The 22717-nt window shown below is 64.7% G+C and carries 24 protein-coding genes and 1 pseudogene; 13 read left to right on the forward strand and 12 right to left on the reverse strand.

Annotated elements, in window-relative coordinates; all coding sequences use genetic code 11:
* Nucleotides 1–131 precede the first annotated feature (131 nt).
* Nucleotides 132–1124 carry an LLM class F420-dependent oxidoreductase gene (locus ACIBI6_RS13755; protein ID WP_396956319.1) on the forward strand — a complete coding sequence of 331 codons (993 nt, stop codon included), beginning with the start codon at nt 132–134 and terminating at the stop codon, nt 1122–1124.
* Nucleotides 1125–1371: 247 nt separating this feature from the next.
* A complete protein-coding gene (locus ACIBI6_RS13760) occupies nt 1372–1740 on the forward strand; it encodes an RDD family protein (RefSeq protein ID WP_364344696.1) in 369 nt (122 codons plus the stop codon).
* Between the two features lie 60 nt (nt 1741–1800).
* On the opposite strand, the gene nrdE is transcribed toward ACIBI6_RS13760, so the two are convergent.
* The 4 genes from nrdE to ACIBI6_RS13780 all read right to left on the reverse strand — a co-directional run bounded on the left by nrdE (nt 1801) and on the right by ACIBI6_RS13780 (nt 5729).
* A complete protein-coding gene (gene nrdE / locus ACIBI6_RS13765) occupies nt 1801–3906 on the reverse strand; it encodes a class 1b ribonucleoside-diphosphate reductase subunit alpha (RefSeq protein ID WP_364344699.1) in 2106 nt (701 codons plus the stop codon).
* Between the two features lie 38 nt (nt 3907–3944).
* Nucleotides 3945–4406, reverse strand: coding sequence for a class Ib ribonucleoside-diphosphate reductase assembly flavoprotein NrdI (gene nrdI / locus ACIBI6_RS13770; RefSeq protein ID WP_364344702.1), 462 nt, complete (start codon nt 4404–4406; stop codon nt 3945–3947).
* 48 nt (nt 4407–4454) lie between these two features.
* A complete protein-coding gene (gene nrdH / locus ACIBI6_RS13775; protein WP_062985026.1) occupies nt 4455–4688 on the reverse strand; it encodes a glutaredoxin-like protein NrdH in 234 nt (77 codons plus the stop codon).
* Between the two features lie 426 nt (nt 4689–5114).
* Nucleotides 5115–5729: an NAD(P)H-dependent oxidoreductase gene (locus ACIBI6_RS13780; RefSeq protein ID WP_396956321.1), complete on the reverse strand. Its 615-nt coding sequence runs from the start codon at nt 5727–5729 to the stop codon at nt 5115–5117.
* Nucleotides 5730–5844: 115 nt separating this feature from the next.
* Here ACIBI6_RS13780 and ACIBI6_RS13785 point away from each other — a divergent pair, with 115 nt between their 5' ends.
* Together ACIBI6_RS13785 and nadE are read left to right on the forward strand one after the other, a co-directional pair.
* Nucleotides 5845–6486, forward strand: coding sequence for a helix-turn-helix domain-containing protein (locus tag ACIBI6_RS13785; RefSeq protein ID WP_364344709.1), 642 nt, complete (start codon nt 5845–5847; stop codon nt 6484–6486).
* Nucleotides 6487–6492: 6 nt separating this feature from the next.
* The gene (nadE, locus tag ACIBI6_RS13790; protein WP_364344712.1) at nt 6493–7359 is read left to right on the forward strand and encodes an ammonia-dependent NAD(+) synthetase; all 867 of its coding nucleotides are present in this window, start codon (nt 6493–6495) and stop codon (nt 7357–7359) included.
* Here the strand turns inward: nadE and ACIBI6_RS13795 are convergent, their stop codons facing one another.
* The 3 genes from ACIBI6_RS13795 to moaA form a co-directional block, all read right to left on the reverse strand.
* Complete coding sequence (locus tag ACIBI6_RS13795; protein WP_364344715.1) at nt 7360–7767, reverse strand: DUF1003 domain-containing protein; 408 nt, start codon at nt 7765–7767, stop codon at nt 7360–7362.
* A gap of 83 nt (nt 7768–7850) precedes the next feature.
* A complete protein-coding gene (locus ACIBI6_RS13800) occupies nt 7851–8093 on the reverse strand; it encodes a MoaD/ThiS family protein (RefSeq protein ID WP_364344718.1) in 243 nt (80 codons plus the stop codon).
* Complete coding sequence (gene moaA, locus ACIBI6_RS13805) at nt 8086–9129, reverse strand: GTP 3',8-cyclase MoaA (protein WP_396956498.1); 1044 nt, start codon at nt 9127–9129, stop codon at nt 8086–8088. Before moaA ends, ACIBI6_RS13800 begins: the two co-directional genes overlap by 8 nt.
* Nucleotides 9130–9284: 155 nt before the next feature.
* On the opposite strand from moaA, the gene glp reads away from it, so the two are divergent.
* From glp to ACIBI6_RS13825, 4 genes are all read left to right on the forward strand, one after another.
* Nucleotides 9285–10553 (forward strand): gephyrin-like molybdotransferase Glp, encoded by a 1269-nt coding sequence (glp, locus tag ACIBI6_RS13810; RefSeq protein WP_364344724.1) that lies wholly within the window; start codon nt 9285–9287, stop codon nt 10551–10553.
* Nucleotides 10550–11590: a bifunctional molybdenum cofactor biosynthesis protein MoaC/MoaB gene (gene moaCB, locus ACIBI6_RS13815; protein WP_396956322.1), complete on the forward strand. Its 1041-nt coding sequence runs from the start codon at nt 10550–10552 to the stop codon at nt 11588–11590. Before glp ends, moaCB begins: the two co-directional genes overlap by 4 nt.
* The gene (locus ACIBI6_RS13820; protein WP_396956323.1) at nt 11577–12014 is read left to right on the forward strand and encodes a molybdenum cofactor biosynthesis protein MoaE; all 438 of its coding nucleotides are present in this window, start codon (nt 11577–11579) and stop codon (nt 12012–12014) included. Before moaCB ends, ACIBI6_RS13820 begins: the two co-directional genes overlap by 14 nt.
* Before the next feature lie 148 nt (nt 12015–12162).
* A complete protein-coding gene (locus tag ACIBI6_RS13825) occupies nt 12163–13173 on the forward strand; it encodes an AraC family transcriptional regulator ligand-binding domain-containing protein (RefSeq protein ID WP_396956324.1) in 1011 nt (336 codons plus the stop codon).
* Nucleotides 13174–13206: 33 nt separating this feature from the next.
* Here the strand turns inward: ACIBI6_RS13825 and ACIBI6_RS13830 are convergent, their stop codons facing one another.
* The 4 genes from ACIBI6_RS13830 to ACIBI6_RS13845 form a co-directional block, all read right to left on the reverse strand.
* Nucleotides 13207–13398 (reverse strand): hypothetical protein, encoded by a 192-nt coding sequence (locus ACIBI6_RS13830; protein ID WP_364344737.1) that lies wholly within the window; start codon nt 13396–13398, stop codon nt 13207–13209.
* A gap of 198 nt (nt 13399–13596) precedes the next feature.
* Nucleotides 13597–14658, reverse strand: coding sequence for a CobW family GTP-binding protein (locus ACIBI6_RS13835; RefSeq protein WP_364344740.1), 1062 nt, complete (start codon nt 14656–14658; stop codon nt 13597–13599).
* A 219-nt stretch (nt 14659–14877) separates the two neighbouring features.
* Nucleotides 14878–16314 carry an N-acetylmuramoyl-L-alanine amidase gene (locus ACIBI6_RS13840; protein WP_396956326.1) on the reverse strand — a complete coding sequence of 479 codons (1437 nt, stop codon included), beginning with the start codon at nt 16312–16314 and terminating at the stop codon, nt 14878–14880.
* Nucleotides 16315–16521: 207 nt separating this feature from the next.
* Nucleotides 16522–17097 carry a sigma-70 family RNA polymerase sigma factor gene (locus ACIBI6_RS13845; RefSeq protein WP_364344746.1) on the reverse strand — a complete coding sequence of 192 codons (576 nt, stop codon included), beginning with the start codon at nt 17095–17097 and terminating at the stop codon, nt 16522–16524.
* 166 nt (nt 17098–17263) lie between these two features.
* On the opposite strand from ACIBI6_RS13845, the gene ACIBI6_RS13850 reads away from it, so the two are divergent.
* The 4 genes from ACIBI6_RS13850 to ACIBI6_RS13865 all read left to right on the forward strand — a co-directional run bounded on the left by ACIBI6_RS13850 (nt 17264) and on the right by ACIBI6_RS13865 (nt 20184).
* Nucleotides 17264–17629 (forward strand): hypothetical protein, encoded by a 366-nt coding sequence (locus tag ACIBI6_RS13850; RefSeq protein ID WP_364344749.1) that lies wholly within the window; start codon nt 17264–17266, stop codon nt 17627–17629.
* 54 nt (nt 17630–17683) lie between these two features.
* Complete coding sequence (locus ACIBI6_RS13855) at nt 17684–18433, forward strand: SDR family oxidoreductase (protein ID WP_396956328.1); 750 nt, start codon at nt 17684–17686, stop codon at nt 18431–18433.
* A 145-nt stretch (nt 18434–18578) separates the two neighbouring features.
* Nucleotides 18579–19778 carry an MFS transporter gene (locus tag ACIBI6_RS13860; RefSeq protein ID WP_396956330.1) on the forward strand — a complete coding sequence of 400 codons (1200 nt, stop codon included), beginning with the start codon at nt 18579–18581 and terminating at the stop codon, nt 19776–19778.
* Between the two features lie 4 nt (nt 19779–19782).
* On the forward strand, nt 19783–20184 hold the full coding sequence (locus ACIBI6_RS13865) for a PaaI family thioesterase (protein WP_396956332.1): 402 nt from the start codon (nt 19783–19785) through the stop codon (nt 20182–20184).
* A gap of 41 nt (nt 20185–20225) precedes the next feature.
* Here the strand turns inward: ACIBI6_RS13865 and ACIBI6_RS13870 are convergent, their stop codons facing one another.
* Nucleotides 20226–21083, reverse strand: a complete 858-nt coding sequence (locus tag ACIBI6_RS13870) for a cyclopropane mycolic acid synthase family methyltransferase (protein WP_396956334.1) — start codon at nt 21081–21083, stop codon at nt 20226–20228.
* 410 nt (nt 21084–21493) lie between these two features.
* On the opposite strand from ACIBI6_RS13870, the pseudogene ACIBI6_RS13875 reads away from it, so the two are divergent.
* Nucleotides 21494–22600, forward strand: a pseudogene (locus tag ACIBI6_RS13875) (transcription termination factor Rho, short form); the annotation flags it as partial.
* Nucleotides 22601–22717 lie beyond the last annotated feature (117 nt).

Here is a 22717-nt window from a genome sequence, read left to right on the forward strand (position 1 = left end):
GCCTGCCCCGCCAGCGATTTCCCGGTCGGGAGGTGATTCGACGCAGGCCGAGTCGAACTCTGCGCCAATCTTGGGAGGCCCGCGAGGATCGTTGCGGCTAGTTTTTGTGTAAACACACGAAGGAGAGATCTGTGCGCTTCGGCATCTTCATTCCACAGGGGTGGCGGCTGGATTTGGTCGATATCGACCCGGCGGCGCAGTGGGGGGTGATGCGCGATCTCGCCCAGCGGGCGGATGCCGGAGATACCTGGGAATCGCTATGGGTGTACGACCACTTCCACACGGTGCCGGTGCCGACCGAGGAGGCCACGCACGAGGCGTGGACGCTGATGGCGGCGTTCGCGGCCACCACATCACGCATTCGGCTGGGGCAGATGTGTACCGCGATCAGCTACCGCAATCCGGCATATCTGGCCAAGGTCGCCGCGACCACGGATCTGATCTCCGGCGGCCGGGTGGAGATGGGCATCGGCGGCGGCTGGTACGAACACGAGTGGCGCGCTTACGGTTACGGATTCCCGTCGGCGGGTGAGCGACTCGGGCGGCTCGACGAAGGCGTGCAGATCTTCCGCCAAGCCTGGACCGAGGGCAAGGCCACGCTGGACGGTAAGTACTACCAGGTCGACGGTGCGATAGTGCGGCCACTTCCGTTGCAGGAGGGCGGTATTCCGATCTGGGTCGCGGGTGGCGGTGAGAAGAAGACGCTGCGAATCGCGGCGAAGTACGCCCAGTACACCAACTTCAGCGGCGCACCCGAGGAATTCACGCACAAGTCCGAAATTCTGCGCGCGCACTGCGCCGAGGTCGGCACCGATTTCGATGCCATCGTGCGCTCCTCGAACTTCAACGCGGTCATCGGGTCAACGGAAGCCGAAGTCGAGCAACGCCTTTCGACCCTGCAAGCCCGCTTGGCCACGGTGATCAGCGACGACCGGGCCAAATCCTTCGTCGACGGTATGCTCCGCACCTCCCCCGCCGTCGGCACCCCGGAACAGATCACCGAGCGCCTGTCCGTCGTCCGCGAACTCGGCCTCGGCTACGCCATCTTCAACTTCCCCGAAGCCGCCTACGACACCAGCGGAATCGACCTCTTCGAACGCGAAATAGCCCCCGCCCTGCGGTAACCCGCTCGAGGTCCGCAGGCCGCTGCGCCTGCGGACCTCCCACCACTGGGACCGCTGACACAATGGTCGGCGATCAGCTCACGACACGATGACTCGGGAGATATCTGTGGTACATGGCAATCCGGGCCGCTACGCGGACGCGCCGATGCCGCCTCCGGCTGTGCAGTCGCGGTTCGAACACGACCCGAACGGGTCACTGCGCTCTGTCGAACCGGTACGCAAACCCCAAGCGACAAAATACGATTCGATGTCGTTGAACGCCGGTCGGCCGCGCCCCGACGGCACCATCGAAGAGCCGAGATGGTCGATGCTGATCGCCTTCGCCATCGATCTGCTGCTGCACGCAGCAATCGGCGGCGCCGTCTGGCTCACGATCACCGAATATTCCCCAGACCCCAAGCAGGCCATACCCTTGGCCGTAACCGCCGCCGTCGCAACATCTTTCGTACACCGCACATTCATCCAGCGCATAACCGGCACAACCCTCGGCAAAGCCTTCTTCGACCTGCGCCTGCGCTACCCCGATGGCACCTTCCCCACCCTCTGGCAATTGATCAAGCTCTGGTGTGTAGGCACCTTCACCGTCGTAGTAACTCCCCTCCAACTCTTCGGCTGAGCCTTACGATGACCGGGCGCAGGCCTGCGGCAACGGAATCCGTTGCCGCAGAGCCGCAAATCACAGCATGCAGGAGACGCAGCCCTCTACTTCGGTTCCCTCCAAAGCCATTTGGCGCAGGCGGATGTAGTAGAGGGTTTTGATGCCCTTGCGCCAGGCGTAGATCTGGGCGCGGTTGAGGTCGCGGGTGGTGGCGGTGTCTTTGAAGAAAAGGGTCAGCGACAGGCCCTGGTCCACGTGTTGGGTGGCGGCGGCGTAGGTGTCGACGATCTTCTCGTAGCCGATTTCGTAGGCGTCCTCGTAGTACTCGAGGTTGTCGTTGGTGAGGTAGGGGGCCGGGTAGTAGACGCGGCCGATCTTGCCTTCCTTGCGGATCTCGATCTTCGACGCCACCGGGTGAATCGAGCTGGTGGAATGGTTGATGTAGGAGATCGAGCCGGTCGGCGGGACGGCTTGCAGGTTCTGGTTGTAGATGCCGTGCTGCATGACCGAGGCCTTCAGCTCACGCCAATCGTCCTGGGTCGGAATGTGCACGCCCGCATCGGCGAACAGCTGCGCGATCCGTTCGGTCTTCGGCTCCCACACCTGATCGGTGTACTTGTCGAAGTACTCACCGGAGGCGTACTTGGATTCGGGGAAGCCGCCGAAGTAGGCACCGCGCTCCTTCGCGATCAGGTTCGAGGCCCGAATCGCGTGGTACACCACGGTATAGAAGTAGATGTTGGTGAAGTCGATCCCCTCTTCGGACCCGTAGCGCACCCGCTCGCGAGCCAGATACCCGTGCAGATTCATCTGACCGAGGCCGATCGCGTGGGATTCGTTGTTGCCCTGTTCGATCGAGGGCACCGAGTAGATGTGTGTCTGGTCCGATACCGCGGTCAGCGCCCGGATCGCCACCTCGATGGTCCGCGCGAAGTCGGGTGAATCCATCGTCTTGGCGATATTCAACGAGCCGAGGTTGCAGGAAATGTCCTTACCCACCTTGGCATAGGACAGGTCGTCGTTGAACAGCGACGGCGTCGATACCTGCAGGATCTCCGAGCACAGATTCGAGTGGGTGATCTTGCCCGCGATCGGATTGGCCCGGTTCACCGTGTCCTCGAACATGATGTACGGGTAACCGGATTCGAACTGCAGCTCGGCAATGGTCTGGAAGAACTCGCGCGCCTTGATCTTCGACTTGCGGATGCGCTTGTCGTCGACCATCTCGTAGTACTTCTCGGTGACATTGATATCGGCGAACGGCACGCCGTAGATGCGCTCCACGTCGTAGGGCGAGAAGAGGTACATATCCTCGTTCTTCTTCGCCAGCTCGAAGGTGATGTCCGGGATCACCACACCCAGCGACAGTGTCTTGATGCGGATCTTCTCGTCCGCGTTCTCCCGCTTGGTATCCAAGAACCGGTAGATGTCGGGGTGGTGCGCGTGCAAGTACACCGCGCCCGCACCCTGGCGAGCGCCCAGCTGGTTGGCGTAGGAGAACGAATCCTCGAGCAGCTTCATGATCGGGATGACACCCGAGCTCTGGTTCTCGATCTTCTTGATCGGCGCACCGTGCTCACGAATATTGGTGAGCAGCAGGGCAACTCCGCCGCCGCGCTTGGACAGCTGCAGCGCCGAGTTGATGGAGCGGCCGATCGACTCCATATTGTCCTCGATGCGCAGCAGGAAGCAGGACACCGGCTCACCGCGCTGCTTCTTACCCGAGTTGAGGAAGGTCGGGGTGGCCGGCTGAAAGCGCCCGTCGATGATCTCGTCGACCAGCTTGCTCGCGAGCACCTCGTCACCGGCCGCCAGCGTCAGCGCCACCATGCAAACCCGGTCCTCGAACCGCTCCAGGTAGCGCTTACCGTCGAAGGTCTTGAGCGTGTAGGAGGTGTAGTACTTGAACGCGCCGAGGAAGGTCGGGAACCGGAACTTCTTGGCGTAGGCCTGTTGGAACAGCGACTTGATGAACGCGCGGCTGTACTGGTCGAGAACCTCTGCCTCGTAATAGTTCTCGTCGACCAGGTAGTCCAGCTTCTCGTCCAGATTGTGGAAGAAGACGGTGTTCTGGTTGACGTGCTGCAGGAAGTACTGGTGCGCGGCCTCGCGGTCCTTGTCGAACTGGATCTTTCCGTCGGGGCCGTACAGGTTCAGCATCGCGTTGAGGGCGTGGTAGTCCATGACCTCGCCCGTCTCGGCGGTACGGACCGGAGGCTGCTCTAAGCGAGCTGTCTTGCCGGTCGGTGCTGTCGTTGCTGTTGCCAAAACAATCCCAATCCCTCGCGGACGCGCTCGACGTCCTCAGCGGTTCCCATGAGTTCGAAGCGATACAGGTAGGGCACCCCGCACTTGCGCGAGATCACCTCGCCCGCATAGCAATAGGTATCGCCGAAGTTCGTGTTGCCCGCCGCGACGACGCCGCGCAGCAGCGCACGGTTGTGCGGATCGTTGAGGAACTTGGCGACCTGCCGCGGCACGAAATCCCTATCGGATCTATTTCCCCCCAGTACGTGCCGACCGCCCCCGTAGGTGGGGACGATCAGCACGTATGGTTCGTCTACGCGCAGTGAGTCAGCGGTGTGCAGTGGTATGCGAGTCGCCGGGAGTCCCAGCTTCTCGACGAAGCGGTGCGTATTCTCCGAGGCACTGGAGAAGTAGACCAGCGCTGTCCCTGTAGACATGGCTACCTCCTCCCCCTTCCATCGGATACACCAGAAAGCTGGATGCGATCAGGCAGCCACGGTCGCGAGCGACTTGATGCGGTCGGGGCGGAAGCCGGACCAGTGGTCCTCACCGGCGACGACGACCGGCGCCTGCAGGTACCCCAGCGCCATGACGTAATCACGCGCATCGTCGTTCTCGGAGATGTCGATGACTTCGTAGTCCACCCCAGCCTTGTCGAGCGCCTTGTAGGTGGCATTGCACTGGACGCAAGCGGGCTTGGTGTACACGGTGATGGTCATTGATGTCCCTCTCTCCTATGCCTGATCCACAGCCTGTGATCCGTATGCTGACCGTTGCGAGCGACCTGCAAGAGTCGCTAGCGGCGCTTTGATCCGACTACGCTGCGCAAACTCCTGGATCCGTACCTGAAATCCCTGCTCAGCCGCTCGCGGCCGAAGCTGATCTCATCCCGTCTTCCAGTATCGAAGACACTACACCTAGTGGCCGACAGATTCATACAACACGACATGTTGCGAGTCACAAAGATGAAATTCCCAAGCGGTAAGTACCTGGACGCTCGATTCGCAACCCGACACAACAGTGGCGCAGATCACAATTTCGTACCGTAGCGCCCTTCCAGCAAACCTCTTTCGACGAACGAAAAGGGTCGCCCCCGTACTCCACGGATGGAGTCGGGGGCGACCCTGCCGGCGGGACCTCGACGCTTAGGCGGACACCAGTTCGCCGGTCGCCTGAACCAGTTCGTGCACGGTCGCGCCGAGCTGCGTCAGCGCCTCGGCATCCTCGCGCGGATGCGATGCGGCGAACCGCTCGCCGAATCCGGCGAAGTGCAGGTGGGCGGTCTCGACAACCCGGGCGCCCGCGACGCCGAGCGCCTTGACCACATCGCCGTGCGCCCACTTGGCCGCATTCGGGCTGATCGAACCACTGACCACGGCGACCGGCTGATCCTTGATCGCTCCGGCGCCGTACGGGCGCGAGGCCCAGTCGATGGCGTTCTTGAGCACGGCGGGAATGCTGCCGTTGTACTCGGGCGTCACCAGGAGCAGGCCATCGGATGCGGCGACCGCGTCGCGCAGCGCCTGTGCGGCGGCGGGTACGTAGCCGGGTACGTCGAGATCCTCGTTGTAGAAGGGGATATCACCGAGGCCGTCGTAGATGGAGATCTCGACGCCATCGGGCGCGGTCTGAGCCGCGGCCTCGGCGAGCCTGCGGTTGATCGAGGCGGCGCGAAGGCTGCCGACAAGGGTAAGGATCCGGGTCCGGGTCCCGGCTTCGCCGTCCGCCAAGGGCGCTGTGTTGTTGATTCGCTCGCTCATGGATGACTCCTGGTGTACTGAATGTGGTGTCCGGTCTTTTGCCTACACTAACCGGACCATGGTCCGATTCCATTCCCGGGAGAACCGCGAGAGGCCTGTGAGCTACAGCACATCCATGCCGGACGGAATGATGCCCGAGCGCCCGTTGCTCGGCATCGGTGCGCCCCTGCCCGGAAATCACGAACGCGCTGATGCCGCGCGCAACCGCCAGCTACTGCTGGACGCGGCGCAGGAGATCGTGCGCGAACAAGGTGTGGACAGCCTGACCATGGACGCACTCGCCAAGCGGGCGGGCGTCGGCAAGGGCACCGTCTTCCGACGGTTCGGCAGCAGGTCGGGGCTGTTGCGCGCGCTCCTGGACCACGCCGAGCGAAAGTTCCAGGAAGAGTTCATGTTCGGGCCACCACCGCTGGGACCGGGCGCCGCACCGGTGGAGCGATTGGTCGCCTTCGGCCGGGCCCGGCTACTCGATATAGAGGTCGCGGGCGAACTGCATCGCGCCGCGGAAATCGGCGAGGCGGGCGACCGTTTTACCGGCCCGCCCTACGGACTGCTGCGTGCGCACGTGACGATGCTGTTGCGGCAAGCGCGGATCGACGACGATGTGGTGTTGGTCGCCGATGGTCTGCTCGGCCTGCTCGGCGCCGCATTGGTGATGCATCAAATGCATGTCCTGGGTTACGACCGCTGTCGGATCGGCGATAACTGGGAGGCGTTCGTTCGACGGGTTGTCATCTCGGCGCGGCCAGTAGAGTGATGCGTCATGGGGAACCTGCGTGAACAGATCATCGCCGAGTTGGGCGTCCAATCGAATATCGAACCGAAGCTCGAGGTACGCCGTCGGGTCGATTTTCTCAAGGACTATCTGAACGCAAGTCCCGCACGAGGTTTCGTACTCGGCATCAGCGGTGGTCAGGACAGCGCGCTGGCCGGACGACTGTGCCAGCTCGCCGTCGAGGAACTGCGTGCGGACGGCGCGGATGCCGCCTTTATCGCGGTGCGACTGCCCTACGGCGTGCAGGCCGATGAGGCCGATGCGCGGATCGCGCTGCGGTTCATCCAGCCCGACCGCTCTGTGGTGGTGAATATCCGCCCCGGCGCCAATGCCGTTGCCGCCGAGGTGGCCTCGGCGCTGAGTTCATCCATCCCGTCTACTGCGCCGACTGCCGTCGCCCAGAAGGTGGACAAACTGCGCGATTTCGTGCGCGGCAATATCAAGGCCCGCGAACGCATGGTCATCCAGTACGCCATCGCCGGCCAGGAGAATATGCTCGTCGTCGGCACCGATCACGCAGCCGAGGCGGTCACCGGTTTCTTCACCAAATTCGGCGACGGCGGCGTCGACATCACGCCGCTCACCGGCCTCACCAAGCGCCAGGGCGCGGCGCTGCTGCAGGAACTCGGCGCACCATCGAGCATCTGGTCCAAGGTGCCGACCGCCGATCTCGAGGACGACCGCCCCGCCCTGCCGGACGAGGAGGCACTCGGCCTGCGCTACAGCGAGATCGATGACTACCTGGAGGGCAAGGACGTCACCGCCGAGGTCGCCGAGAAGCTCGAAACGATCTTCGTGAATACCCGGCACAAGCGCACCGTCCCGGTCACCCCGCTCGACACGTGGTGGCGCTGACTACTTCGGATTCGGAGTCTCCAGCAGCCTGCGGTGCAGTTCCTTGGTCATCTCATGAATGGCCCTGGTCAGCTCGGTATTGGTCTTGAGCTCCAACTCCTGCTCGTTGAAGTCGTGATCGGCCTTCATCTGTTGGAACTGGGCCTGCCGATTCTGGCCGATCATCACGAAGGTGGACAGGAATATCGCCTCCAGGGAGACGACCAGGGTCAGCGTCGGCCATGGACTCTGTTCGGCCCAAATCATCCAGATCGCGAAACCTATGGCGTGGATATAGACGAACCGCATAGACCCGGCGAACTTCGTGATCCAGTCCGCCACCCGCAGTTGCAGACTCTCGCCCCGCACCTGGTGGAACCGCACCACCACCGGGTGCTGCGCAAGTACCTGATTCGGGGGCTGGGGCATATCGACTCCTGATCCGGTCCGGCGCACTGCATTGGCGCAGATGCTAACCCGGTCGAGGAGCACCTAGTTGCCCACACACACCGTCAGCCACCGGCGAAGGGGGGTAGGACGTCGACTCGCGGAGTCAGCGCGACCGACGGGTCACGGGTGAGTTCGTCGCCGACGAGGTAGGCGCAGACGGCGAGCATCTTGTCGAGGTCGGGACCGTAGGACTCGGCGAGGGTGGTGCGCAGGTCGGCGATGGTGGCGTCGGCCGGAAAGTCCAGGGTTTCCCGGTCCTTGCCGACGGCGTCGGCGATCGCGGCGAAGTAGCGGATCTCAACCACCGATGGCTCCCATCGTGCGTTCCGGCGGGACGAAATCCTCGGCATCGATCCCGTGTCCCGCCCATTTGTTCCACATGGCGCCGCGCCAGATCGTCGCGATCTCATCGTCGTCCGCGCCCATCCGCAGCGCTTGGCGCACATCGAATTCCTGATCGCTGAACAGGCACGACCGCAGCATGCCGTCGGCGGTGAGCCGGGTCCGGTCGCAGGTGTCGCAGAATTTGCGGGTCACCGTCGCGATGATGCCGACCGCCGCCGGACCGCCGTCTACGAGCCACTTCTCCGCGGGGGCGGCGGGATCCGACCGTCCGACCTCGGTCAGGGTGAACCGAGTACCGAGCACCGCGAGCAATTCGGCCGCGGTCACCATATTGGCGCGGGCCCATTCGTGATCGGCGTCCAGCGGCATCTCCTCGATGAACCGCAGTTCACAGCCCTCGTCCAGACACCAGCGCAGCAAATCCGGCGCCCCGGCGAGGGTGTCGCGCATCAGTACGGCATTGATCTTCATGGGCGCCAATCCGGCATCTCTGGCCGCTCGGATGCCCGCGAAGACCGATTCGAGCCGATCGCGGCGGGTCAGGCGGGCGAAGCCGAGCCGATCCACGGTATCCAGCGAAACATTCACCCGGCTCAGCCCGGCGGCCGCGAGAGCGCGGGCCCGATGGGCGAGCCCGACGCCATTGGTCGTCATGGACAGCGGGACCTCGGGCACTCGCTCATGACAGCCCGCGATGATCCGCTCCAGATCGCGGCGCAGCAGCGGCTCACCGCCGGTGAACCTGACCTCGCGCACCCCCAACTCCCGCACCGCGAGCGTGACGAGTCGCACAATCTCCTCGACCGTGAGCAGTTCGTCCTGCGGAATCGCGGGCAGGCCCTCCTCGGGCATGCAGTAGGTACATCGCAGCGAACACTTCTCGGTGATCGATACGCGCAGATCGCGTGCGGTGCGCCCGAATCGATCAACCAGATACGGCGTATCGGGCCGTCCGTCGAGTGAGGGCAGCCTGGGCCGCACGGTAGGAATCCCCATCTCGACCAACGTCACCAGTCCATTATGACCGGTCCGGACGCTGTGCCCATGGGCGGACCGCACCATCTCGAGCTCACAGACTCCGAGTTCAACGGGTGAGCGTTCGTGCGATACGACAAGAGAACTCGCTACCGCTCGGCGATTAGGCTGACCATATGACCTCGCGTGCCGACACCTCCGGTGGCCACCGGCCCAGCCCGCCCGCCACCGCTCGGTCCGTCGACGCATACCGAGACACCATCGAGGCGCTGCTGCGCCCGCTGGCCGCCCGTGCGGTCGAATCCGTCCCGGTGCCCGCGGCGCTGGGCCGACAACTGGCCGACGATATCCACGCACCGGTCGACCTGCCGGTGTTCCGCAACTCGGCGATGGACGGATATGCGGTGCGTGCCGAATCGGTGGTGGTCACTCCGGTGACGCTGCCGCTGGTCGGTGTGGTCGCGGCGGGCGCTGCCGGACAGACGCCATTGCCGCACGGCACCGCGATGAAGGTGATGACCGGTGCGCCGATTCCGCCTGGCGCCGACTGTGTGGTGCCGGTAGAAGATGCGCACAGTGACGACGCGACGGTGACGGTCGAACAAGGCCGCACGGCGGGTGAGTTCGTGCGCGAACCGGGCACCGATGTGCGCACCGGCGAGCTGCTGGCCCGCGCGGGCACCACGCTGGCCCCCCGCCATATTGCCGCACTGGCAGCGGTCGGACTGCCGAATGTGCCGGTTTTCCAACCGATTCGGGCGGCGGTCATCACCACCGGTGACGAATTGGTCGCCGCCGGAACACCATTGCGTCCCGGTCAGATCTACAACTCCAACGGCATCGCCCTCGCGGCCGCGCTGCGCGCCAATGGCGTCAACGTCGTCTCGGTGGAGCACAGTACCGACAATCCGGCAAAGTTCCGCGCATTGCTCTCCGCCGCAACGAAATCCGCCGATATCGTCTTCACCTCCGGTGGGGTGTCCAAAGGCGATTTCGAGGTGGTCAAGGACGTATTGCAACCGCTGGGCGGCGAATTCGGCTCGGTCGCGGTGCAACCCGGTGGACCACAAGGGCTTACCGTCGTCAACGGCGTACCGGTGCTGAGTTTTCCCGGGAATCCGGTGAGCACCATGGTGTCGTTCGAGGTGTTCGCGCGGCCGATACTGCGTCACATCGCTGGCTTGCCCGAGGTGGAGATCTACGAGGTGCCGCTGCGCAATGCGGTGCGCTCCCCCGAGGGACGACGCCAATTCCTGCGCGGTCAACTGGTGCGCGAGGACGCCGCGGCGCCCGGATTACATCGCAGGCCGACTGCCGTCGAGGTCGCCTCCGGCCCGGGTTCGCATCTAATCGCGGGCATGGCCTGGGCGGATGTCCTGATCGATGTGCCCGCCGAGGTCACCTCGCTGCCGGTCGGCGCACCTGTGCGAGTGTGGTCATTATGAGCGAGTTGTCCCATGTCGATCAGGAAGGTCGCGCCCGCATGGTCGATGTGAGCGCGAAATCCGACACCACTCGGATCGCGGTCGCGGCCGGTGAGCTGCAAACCACCGCCGAGGTGGTCGCACTGGTCCGGGCCGACGATATGCCGAAGGCCGATGTGCTCCCGACCGCGCGGATCGCCGGTATCGCGGGTGCGAAGAAGACCTCCGAACTCATTCCGCTGTGCCATCAGTTGGCCTTGTCCTCGGTGAAGGTCGAATTCGGCTTCACCGAGGACAGCATCACGATCGAGGCGAGCGCGAAGACCAAGGGCCCCACCGGTGTCGAGATGGAAGCACTGACCGCCGTGGCGGTGGCCGGACTCACCCTGCACGACATGGTCAAGGCGGTCGACCCGGCCGCGACGCTCAATGGCGTCCGACTGCTCACCAAAGAGGGTGGCAAGCACGGACATTGGGAGCGGCCCGCGGAGCGGGAGTTCGTGGACATTCCCGCGCTTTCCGACGAACCAGAGCCCGACACGGAAGACGTTGCGCCGGAGGAGATCTCGGATTTCGATCAGCGCTCCGCCGTCGTCCTGGTCGCCTCCACCGGCGCCGCGTGCGGCACCCGGGTGGACACCACCGGTCCCGTTCTCGCGGAATGGCTTGGCGAACTCGGCTTCTCGGTGCGCGGCCCGCTGATCTACGCCGACGCCGAAATCGATATCGGCTTGGCCGATGCCCTGCGGTTCGGACCGTCGCTGGTGATCAGCACCGGCGGCACCGGCGCCTCGCCCACCGATGCGACACCCGAGGCGACGCTGGCCGTCCTGGATCGCGAATTGCCCGGTGTCGCCGAGGCGATTCGGCAACGCGGCACCGCGAAATTCCCACTTGCCGCGCTCAGTCGCGGGGTGGCCGGACTGGCGGGCCGATCGGTGGTGGTGAATCTGCCCGGCTCTCCCGGTGGGGTCAAAGACGGTATGGCGGTGCTCGAGCCGCTGCTGGATCATCTGCTCGCGCAAGTAGCCGGAGGCGGCAACCATGACAACAAGTGAATTCGCGACCGTACGCCTGGCCGGTATCAGCGATCAGCCACTCGATCCGGCGGCTGTCGAGGCGGCGGTGACCGGACCGGAACACGGCGCCGTTGTGGTTTTCACCGGCAAAGTGCGCAATCACGATGGCGGACAAGCGGTTTCCGCTTTGGAATATTCGGCGCATCCGGAAGCTGAACGGTTCCTGCGAAATTGCTGTTCGGAACTCGCCGAGCGCTCCGGACTCCCGGTCGCGGCCGTCCACCGAATCGGTCAGTTGACCATCGGCGATCTCGCGATCGTCGTCGCCGTCGCGGCCCCACACCGCGCCGAAGCCTTCACCACCTGTGCGGAATTGGTGGATCGGATCAAACACGAGGTGCCGATCTGGAAGCGCCAGCTCTTCGCCGACGGACTCTCGGAATGGGTGAACGCCTGCGGGTAAAGGCCCATTGCCTGTGCATAACCGGGACGTGAGCGCCTGCTGTTGTTACCCGAAACAACACTGTGACGCGAATTCAGTGACGATTCAATAGGCGCGGGATAGCGTTCTCCCCGGACAAGATACGTCGGTCCGCGGTAGAGGGGGCGCATTGGGAACCGATCAGGTACTGCTGCACAGATTCGTCATCTCGCAACTCACGGACGCCGGGCTGGATCGGGATCGGCTGATCCGCGAGACCGGCCTACCCGAATGGACCATGGTCGGCGAGGACGTCCACCTGCCGAGTCACACCTTCTCGCGACTGTGGGAACTGGGCGAACACGGGCTCGGTGATCCGAATGTCGCATTGCATGTGGCCAGCCGCTACAAACTCAACAGTCTCGGCCTCTACGACTATCTGTTCTCCACCGCGCCGACGCTCGGTGCGGGCCTGGCCACCTGTGGTCCCTACGTGGCCGCAGTGACCACCAATCATCGCTTCGACCTGGTCACCGAGAACGAGCACGAGGTCACGCTTTATCTGGACATGATCAATGGCGAGGGCCGCGGCCGCGACCTGACCCAGCTGTGGGGACTGACCGCGGTGCTCAGCCGCGCGCGACGCGTGGTCCGCGATCCGCTCATTCCGCTGCGGGTGATGCTGCGGCAGCAGGCACCGGACAAAATCGACACCTACGTCGAGGTGTTCGGCACGACCGCCATCGAATTCGACGCACCGGTCGATACCATGACCTTCCGCGCCGCCGATATGGAACTGCCGCTGACCACCAGCGATCCGGTACTGGCGACCGTACTGCGGCCGCTCGCCAACGCCCTGCCGCCACCGCCGCCCTTGGCGACCGCATGGCCGGATCGAGTGGCGGCCGCACTGGCCGAGACATTGGCCGAGGGTGCGGTATCGCTGGATCGGGTAGCACACCGGCTCGCCACCAGTCCGCGGACGCTGCAGCGTCGGCTGACGGAGGCGGGTACCACATGGCGGACGGAATTGGAGCGGGCTCGTGATGCCCGCCTCGCGCAGTCGAGCGCGAATGGCATCACGCTGAGCCGATCGCGCCAAGCCGAATTGCTCGGATATTCGGATGTGGGTTCGATGCGGCGGGCAGCCCGCCGTCGATCCATGACCCAGCTCATACACCGATCGGAACTACCGGCCTGATACGCCGCATCCCGTACCGTCACCCGTGCTCGGTCAGACCTTCAGGAAGGTCGCCGCGATCCGCCAGAAGGTCGAATCCTCGATGGCACGAAAATCCCAGCCATCGGCGATATCTCGGGTGGCGGCGACGATGGCGGGCACATCGAAATCATCGCGAGTCGCGGTGCCCTTGGCCTCCAACGCCGCGACCACGTACGCGGTGGCACTCTCCCAGGTCTCTGACACGGAACTCTCCAATCGGTCGTAGAGACAAATACGGTCGATCACGGTTCGTGGGTCGAACCGACACCGCACGCGCCACGTTCGCTCCGTTGCGCACATGCCGCGCGCGGCGGGGCAATACGTCAGTTCTATGTCCGTGCGATCGCCGCGCCAAGTACCGAACGCGCCAGCTTCTAGCGGAACGCGCCAACCTTTCGGGCATCAGTGCGGGGTATAGCGCCAGACGCCGAGCATGGCTTGCTGGTCCAGCGGTTCGGCGGCGGTGTGCACGGTATCGTGCAGCCGCGCCAAAGCCGCGTCGGCGGGCAGCCCCGCACCGATCAGCACCAATCGGGTCGTGCGCGATTCGCCGCGCGACCAGGAGTCCGGTTCGAAGACGATATGGCGACCGACCATGTGTAGCACGAACTTCCGACGCTCGGCGGCGACCCCGAAGGCGGCGAATCCCTTGGCGCGGAACAGTCCGGGCGGCGGATCCTCGAGGAATTCGACCAGGCGGCGCGGATCCAATTCCCGGTCGCTGGTGAAGGACACGCTGGTGTAGTCGTCGTGCAGATGCCGGTGCGGCCCGTAGCGACTGCTTGCAGGCCGCTCGACAAGATCGTCATGGTCGTGGTCGTGAAGCAGTTCGTCGAAACTCAATTGTTCGGCGACCCGCGGGATTTCACGCAGCGGCTCGTCGAACAACAGGCCCGGGTCGATGCGGCCATGGGTGGTCGCGTAAACCGGCGCCTGCCCGATCAGTTCGGCGATCTCCTGCCGCAACCCGTCCAGCCGCTCCGGCGACACTCGATCGGCTTTGTTGAGTACAACCAGATCCGCCAAGCGCAGATGGGTGGCGAGTTCCGGATGACGCTCGCGACTGTCCGGGAACTGCTCGACATCGACCACCTCGACCAAACCGCCGTAGCGGATGCGCGGGTTCTCGCTACCGACCACCATCCGAATCAGATTGCGCGGTTCAGCAAGTCCGCTGGCCTCGACCACGATCACGTCGATCTTGGCGCGCGGCTGCGCGAGCCTGGTGAACAAATCGTCGAGTTCGCCGACATCCACCGCGCAGCAGACGCATCCGTTGCCGAGTGACACCATCGCATCGACCTGGCCTGCCACCAGCATGGAATCGATATTGATGGCTCCGAAGTCGTTGACCACCACCCCGATCCGCGTACCCCGGTTGTTGCGCAGCAGATGGTTGAGCAGCGTCGTCTTCCCGGATCCGAGAAACCCGGCGACTATGAGAACAGGAATCCGCTGAGCCACCCGGCTGAGTCTATTGGCAGCGCCTTCGGCGCTGCGTGTTCGCGGCCCGTCTCGCGTCCGAACCTTCGAGCGACCTGCGAGCAGTCGCTGACGAAGTGTTCGATGGCCGCGCCTTCGGCGCGGATGCGAGACGGGCGGCGAACGTCGCTCGTAGGACTCGCTTCCGTGGTAGTTACGAATGCGGGCCACTCGCGACTTGTCCACAGTCCGGCGGCCGTGTTACTTCGTTGGACCGAGCAGGGTGCTGGCCAAGGTGTAGGCCAGGTTGATCAGCTCCGAGGTAATCACGGTGTTGTCCATGCCGAGGGACTTCGCCAACGGCAGCATCATTTGCATGATCGTGCCGACGAGGGCTGGCAGGGTGCCGGTCGTGCTCGGCGCGGTCTGGCCCGGCGAGACCTGGGAACCGGGTGTTTGACCCAAACCGGGTGACTGCGGGGTGTTGGGCGAGAGCCCGAACCCCTGCGACTGCGGGCTGTTGGGCGAGACCCCGAACCCCTGCGACTGCGGGCTGTTGGGCGAGACCCCGAACCCCTGCGACTGTGGTGTGCCTGCTTGCGGAGCACTGGGGGACTGCGCCGACCCCGGTGTCTGCGTGCCCGGCGAGTTCGGCAGCTCTGCGTAGCCCGGTGCCTGTGCATACCCTTGCGGCGGATTCAACGATGCGGGGGCGGTCGGCACCGTCCCCGCGGCATTCGGCACCGTTGCGGGTTCGGGGACGGCCGCAGCCTGTGCTCCACCAGGAACTGCGGCGGAATCCTGCGGAACCGACTGTTCCTGCGGTGTATTCGACAGCGGAGCCGAGGCCGGCCGATCGGTCGACCCGGTCTGCGCCGGAATCGTGCCGAGTGCCGTCGTCGCCTGCTGCTGCGCGCCGAGCAGGAAGCCGACCAGGCCGGTCGTTATGGCCAGGGCGTGCTTGACCTGCCCCTCCGGAGTCTCCAGCAGTGCGGCGTCTTCGACATTGGCGCCATTGCCCATCTCGATGAATACATCTGGCACGGTGGTCATTGCCGGACCTGCTACATCCGCACGGGTCTGCAGACCGTCCTGTGCGCCCGCATAATTCGCGGCCGGGAATCCGGCCTCCATATACGCGTCGCGCACCGCCTTGCTCGCCGCGAGACCGAGTCCGGACTGGACCTGATCGACCTTCGGATCCGGGATCGGCAGCTGCGGCACGATCAGATGGAAGCCGCGGTCCTGCGCCGGTGCGCCATCGGCGTGGATGCTCACCGCGACATCGGCGCCGGAGACATTGGCGGCCTGAGCGCGTTCGTCGACGCAGCCGCCCCATCCGGAGTCGTCCTGACGGCTGAGCACCACCTTGGCGCCCAGATCCTGTAGGGCGGCCCGAACCAGCTCGGCCACCTTCCAGTTGACGGTGTGCTCGGGCACGCCGTTGACGGTGGTCATGCCGGTGGTCTGGCAGTCCTTGGTGCCGCCGCGACCGTCGCCGACTTGCTTCGCCAAGTTCTCGGCGTGGTTGGGACCCTGATGACCCGGGTCGAGGAATATTGTCTTGCCTGCGAGTTTCACGGACATGTCCGGCGATGTCGGATCGGCGATCGCGGCGGGGGTCAGCCCCGAGAGCGTCACCACCACGGCGGCCGTGACGGCGCCGCATATACCGGTACTGATGATGCTTGGCTTCATGTGCGGTGTCGGTGCCCCGGGACGGAGCACCCCTCCCTTCCCACTAGTAACACCAAACCCAGTGGTTCACTCTGGCAACGCCAGCATCATCAAAGCAAGCTCCGTTATCAAAATGTTATCAGCGCATTCGAGCGTATTAGCGCTGATCAGACGACCAAAACTCGGGTCACACCGCCGTTAGACGGGGTTTGCCAACCGGATGCGGGCTCAAGCGCCTATCGGCAAGCGGCGCAAAGACCGCAGAGCGTAGTGCACCCGGGTCTTGACCGTGCCGACCGGAACTCCGAAGTCGTCGGCCACCTCTTGATAGGCCCGGTCCCGCAGGATCACCTCCACCACCGCCGCGCGCTGCGATTCGGGCAGCCGGGCGAGTAGATCGGCGACGAGCAGGCCGTCGACGAGACGCTCGGCGAAGTCCGGCTTCGCGAAGCGGACATCGCTGAGTTCGGTGATCTCATCCCAGCCGGTATCCGCGGGCCGGGCGGCGCGGGCGCGGGCGATATCGATCACGACGTTGCGTTCGATCGCGAGCAGCCAGGTGCGCACCGTGCCCTTGCGTTCATCGAACACTGAGCATGAGCGCCAGGCTCGCAGCAGCGTCTCCTGCACCGCGTGCTCGGCGAGGCCCGAATCGCCGAGTCCACGCATGGCGCGCCAATGTAGGAGCGCCCGGTCCGCGGCTAGCACGGCGGCGAGTCCATCGTCGGTACAGAGCCCAGCACATGCCATCCCGCAAGTCGACCGCCTGCCCACGACATCGACCACCGGACAAATACCACTCATACAACAGATATCGCGGGAATCCGGCCAAGTGGAATCACGCCCGACCGAAATCTGACGATTCCCCCGAAATCGACCACTGAGTCTGGTAGACCTTGGCCCCGGAGATACGGGGATCTCCGCAGGTCAGCCGCCAGTGGCGGCCAGAGCAATTCGAGGAGACAGCAGTATGCGTGCAAGCACGCTCGTGATCGCGGGGGCGATGGCGTCCACCGTGACACTGCTGGGCACCGGCACCGCGGCCGCCCAGCCCCGCAACACCATCACCGAGGACGGTGTCTATCTGGTCGGCGTCGATATCTTCCCCGGCGTCTGGGAGGGCCAAGGCACTCCCGACCCGGCCGTCGGCTGTGACTGGCGGCGGCTGCGCAAGGTCGAGGGCGATAACACCGATCAGCACTACATCATCAATAACGAGTTCACCAGGAACAGTCCGGTCCGCGCCGAGATCGCGCCGACCGATGTCGCCTTCAAGACCGTGAACTGCGGCGCTTGGCACATGCTGCCACCGAGCACCGGCTCATTCGGCGGCTGAGTCGAACCCCACGGGATATTGACTCGCGTTCAGTAACCGCTATGGTTCGCAACCATGACGCGGAGCAAGATCCTGATCACCGGCGCGAGCGCCGGACTCGGTGCGGCCATGGCGCGGGATTTCGCCGCAAAGAGCCGGAACTTGGCCCTGTGCGCCCGACGCCTGGATGCGCTCGAAGCCCTGCGCGACGAACTCACCGCCGCGCACCCGGGCATTACCGTCGCGGTCCGCGCGCTCGACGTCGATGACCATGCGGCCGTCCAACGGGTTTTCGCGGAACTGCGCGATGAACTCGGCGGACTGGATCGGGTGATCGTCAATGCGGGTATCGGCAAGGGCGCGCGGCTCGGTACCGGTCGCTCGGATGCCAATATCGCCACGGCTACCACAAATTTCGTGAGCGCCCTCGCCCAGACCGAGGCGGCACTGGAGATCTTTCGCGCTCAGAAGTCGGGTCACCTGGTGCTGGTGTCCTCGATGAGCGCGGTGCGCGGCCTGCCGGGCAAGAAGGCGGCCTACTCCGCGAGCAAGGCCGGACTTGCCGCCCTCGGCGAGGCACTCACGGTCGAATTCGCGACTTCACCGATCGCGGTGACCACGCTGCTGCCGGGTTTCATCGCCACCGATATGGCGGCGCAGGCCGGTGACGCGCGCATGGTCGCGCCACTGGCGAAGGGCGTGGCGTCGATGGTGCGGGCGATCGAGCGGGAGCGGATTCGCGCCTGCGTGCCGGGGTGGCCGTGGCGACTCATCGATGTGGTGCTGCCACATCTGCCGCGCGCGGTCGTTGCCCGCATGAGCTGAAGCCAGTCGACGCGACAGCGATCGGCTCCGTCGACTTCCTGACGGACGCCGGGCACCGCACTCGCGCCGAATAGTTGGCACCACAGCGGCATTCGCGGCTGGAACCCGCCAGAACTCGGCGCGCGGGATTGCTGGACTGGAGCACATGTCCACAGTCCTTGCGCCCTCCCCCACCGTCGCCCGGCCGCCGCTGATCCGGTGGCTCGCCGTCGTCGCGGTCATGCTCGGCATCTTCTCGATCGTGACCACCGAGATTCTGCCGATCGGCCTGCTGACCTCGATTGGAGCCGATTTCACGATCTCCGATGGCATGGCTGGGCTGATGATGACCCTGCCCGGACTGCTGGCCGCGATCGCCGCGCCCATGGTGACCGTCGCGGCCGCCCGGATCGATCGCCGATTGCTGCTGTGCGGCTGCACGCTATTGCTGGTGATCGCCAATGCGGTGGCCGCAAGCGCACCTGAGTTCTGGGTGGTGCTGGCTTCGCGCGTACTGATCGGGATCACCATCGGCGGCTACTGGTCGATCGCGGCCGGACTGGCCGGACGATTGGTGCCGGCGGAGTCGGTGCACCGGGCGACGGCGGTGATTTTCTCCTCCGTCCCACTCGGCTCGGTGCTCGGCGTGCCCGTGGGCACCTTCGTCGGGAATATCGCGGGCTGGCGGGCCGCGTTCGTGGTTTTGGGCGTGCTGTCCGGGGTGGTGCTGGTGATGCTCGCGGTCGCATTGCCCGCGCTGCCCGCCGAGCAGGTTCTTCGCCTGACCACACTGCGCGTCGGTCTAGGCCGCGCGGAAGTCCGAACCGCTTTGCTCGCAACGTTTTTCGTGGTGATCGCGCAGTTCGGCAGCTACACCTACGTCACGCCGTTCCTGGAGCAGGTCACCGACGTGAGCGCTGCCACGATCACGGTGCTGCTGCTGATCTACGGTGTGGCGGGCATTGCCGGGAACTTCCTCGGCGGCACTCTGCTCGGTCGTCCCCGCCTCGCGCTCGGCTTCGCGGCGAGTGCGATGGCGGCCGCGATGCTACTGCTGCCGACGCTTGGTCGCTGGGAGTTCGGTGCGGTGGCACTGCTCATCGTCTGGGGTATCGGATACGGCGGTGTGCCGGTGGTACTGCAGACCTGGTTCGCCGTAGCGCAGCCCGATGCCCCCGAGGTGGCGTCGGTGCTGTTCACCGCCTCGTTCCAGGCGACCTTCTGTGTCGGTGCGCTGGTCGGCGGGGTGATCGTGGATCGGACCTCACCCGGGACGGTGCTGGTCTGCGGCGGCGCGACGGTGCTGCTCGTACTGCTCATTACCTCTGGAGTAATCGACGCACGGCGGGTGGATCGGGCAAGCTGACTCCATGATCGATGAAGTGGGCACCAAGCTCTTTCACCAGTCCATGCCGTTCACCGAGCGCCTCGGGGTCGAGGTGCTCGAACACGGTGTCGCATTGGTGCGCAGTCGGATCGCGTGGGACGAGTCGCTGTGCACGCTGGGCGGGGTAATGCACGGTGGGGTGCTGATGTCGCTTGCCGATGGGACCGCCGCGGTGTGTGCGTTCCTGAATCTGCCGGAGGGCAAGCAGGGGACCACGACGGTGGAGTCCAAGACGAATTTCCTGCGGGCCGTGCGTTCCGGCTATGCGACCGCGACGGCACGACCGCTACACGCGGGCCGGTCTTTCATCGTGGTGGAAACCGAAATCCACGATGACGCAGACAAACTCGTCGCCAAGGTCACACAGACCCAGGCCGTACTCTGACGCCGAGCCCGAGGCTCACTTCACCGCCGGAGCCTCGAGGCTCACTTCACCATTGTGAACTGCATGACATCGAGGTGCCCGCTGCGGAAGTACTGGGCACATCCGGTGAGGTACTCGAGGTATCTGGCATAGACCTCCTCCGAGGCGATCCGCACCGCCTCATCGTGATGGTCCACCAGCGCGTCGGCCCACTGATCCAGCGTGCGCGCGTAATGCAGGCGCAGCGGCTGGATCTGTTCGGTGCCGAGTCCGGCCTGCCCGGCCAAGCGAGTGACCTCGGCGGGCTGGGGCAGCTGTCCGCCGGGGAAGATCTCGCGCTTCATGAAGATGTGGAAAAGCGCGGCCTCCCGGGTCACCGGAATATTCATGCGACGCAGGTCGTTGAGGGTATGGCCGATGATCGTATGCAGCAGCATCCGGCCGTCGGGCGGGAGCATGCGGCTGCAGCACTCGAAGAACGCCGGATACCGCTCGCGGCGGAAATGTTCGAACGCACCGATGCTCACAATCCGGTCCGCTCCCCCGTCGAACTCCTCCCAGCCCTGCAGCCGAATCTCGACGCCTGCCACACCGCGCCGATCGATCTGCGAGCGGACGTGCTCGTACTGATTGCGGCTCAAGGTGAGACCGACGACCTTCACCCCGTAGCGCTCGACCGCACGGAACATCGTCGCACCCCAACCGCATCCGATATCGAGCAGGGTCATCCCGGGCCGCAGATCCAATTTGCCGAGCGCGAGATCGATCTTGGCGAGTTGGGCCTGCTCGAGGGTCATATCGTCGCGCTCGAAGTAGGCGCAACTGTAGGTCATCGACGGGTCGAGGAATAGCCGGTAGAAGTCGTCGGAGACGTCGTAGTGCGATTGGACTTGCCGGTAGAACGGTTCGAACTCGGCCATTGCAGCTCCTACCTTCCGTCGGTCTGGCCGGATATGGATTGATACGAGACACGCCGCCGAGCCGTTCGCATGGTCGGCTACCGATACGAAAATGTGGCCTGTTCCGGTTGCCATAGTCGGGCTGTAACCGTTGCGCAACAGCCGTTCGACGATGTACCCTCGGCCTTGTCCTTGTGGATGTTGGTATCCCGGCCGATCAGCGCCGGACCCCCACAAGATCTCTCAATTCCCCGATCACGATGGTAGTCCACCTCGTTCCCGGAGCCTAGAGGGCATTTCACCGCAGCGACCCCGATCGCCGCTGCCTCATACGGCCGCTCGCCGTACCCACGCAAAGGAAAACCATGAAAGACAACGCATTTCCCGTACCACAAGACGGGGATACGGCGGCCGAGACCGCTGCGCACCCCCTCCGATCCGTCAGTGGCATCCTCGATATCACCGACAACCGCGCCGCCACCCTCCGGGTCGACGGCTACCTCCCCAGCCCGCATGACGTGCACGTGCCACCTCGGCTCATTCGCGAATTCGGTTTGCGCCGTGGCGATTTCATCGTCGGCATCGCCGAACCCGCGCACAGCGGCAAACTCGACCCGTTGACCCGCATCGAATCGGTCAACGGACAGGACCCCAAGCGGGCCCCGGCCAGGCCCAATTTCGAGAATCTCGTTCCCATCTATCCCAATGAGCGGTTGCGGCTGGAAACCGAACCGCATGCCATGACCACCCGGGTCACCGACTTGGTCATGCCCATCGGCAAAGGTCAGCGCGCACTCGTCGTCGCACCGCCGAAGGCGGGCAAAACCTCTGTGCTGCAAGCGATCGCGCACGGAATCGCGAAGAACCACCCGGAGTGCGAACTAATGCTCGTACTGGTCGGTGAGCGCCCCGAGGAGGTTACGGATCTGGCCAGGTCGGTTCCCGCCGATGTCGCAGCCGCCACCTTCGATCAAACCCCGCGTGAGCAGATCGCATTGGCCGAACTCGCCATCGAACATGCCAAGCGCCTGGCCGAAATGGGCCGAGATGTCGTCGTGCTGCTCGACTCGCTGACTCGCCTCGCCCGCGCCTACAACAACGCTGCCCCGTCCTCCGGACGTGTACTCTCCGGCGGCGTCGATGCAGCCGCACTCGCGCCGCCGAAGAAATTTCTCGGCGCCGCACGCAATTTCGAGAACGGCGGCTCGCTCACCATTATCGCCACCGCGCTGGTGGAGACCGGTTCGCTGGCCGACACCGTGATCTTCGAGGAGTACAAGGGCACCGGCAATGCCGAGGTGAAACTGGATCGCGCGACCGCGAGCCGCCGGGTCTTCCCGGCCATCGATATCGCACGCTCCAGCACCCGCAAGGACGAATTGCTGCTCACCCCGGATGAATTGGCGGCGACGCACCTGTTGCGGCGCACCCTCGCCGCAGTGGACGGTCAGCAGAGCATCGACCTGCTGCTGGAGGGTCTGCGTCAGGCTCCGACCAATGCCGAGTTCCTGGCCCAACTCGGTGCCAAGCGGCACTGATCCGCCTGACACGTCTCCATTAAGGCTCCTTTAAGGCCCTGTCAAGTTCTCCGAGGAATATTCATTACAGCCCGATCGGGCCTGTCTTCGGAGGGGGAGACAGGGCCGGTCGGGCTC

The organism is Nocardia sp. NPDC050412 (assembly GCF_044458825.1).
In the GTDB taxonomy this organism is placed as follows: domain Bacteria; phylum Actinomycetota; class Actinomycetes; order Mycobacteriales; family Mycobacteriaceae; genus Nocardia.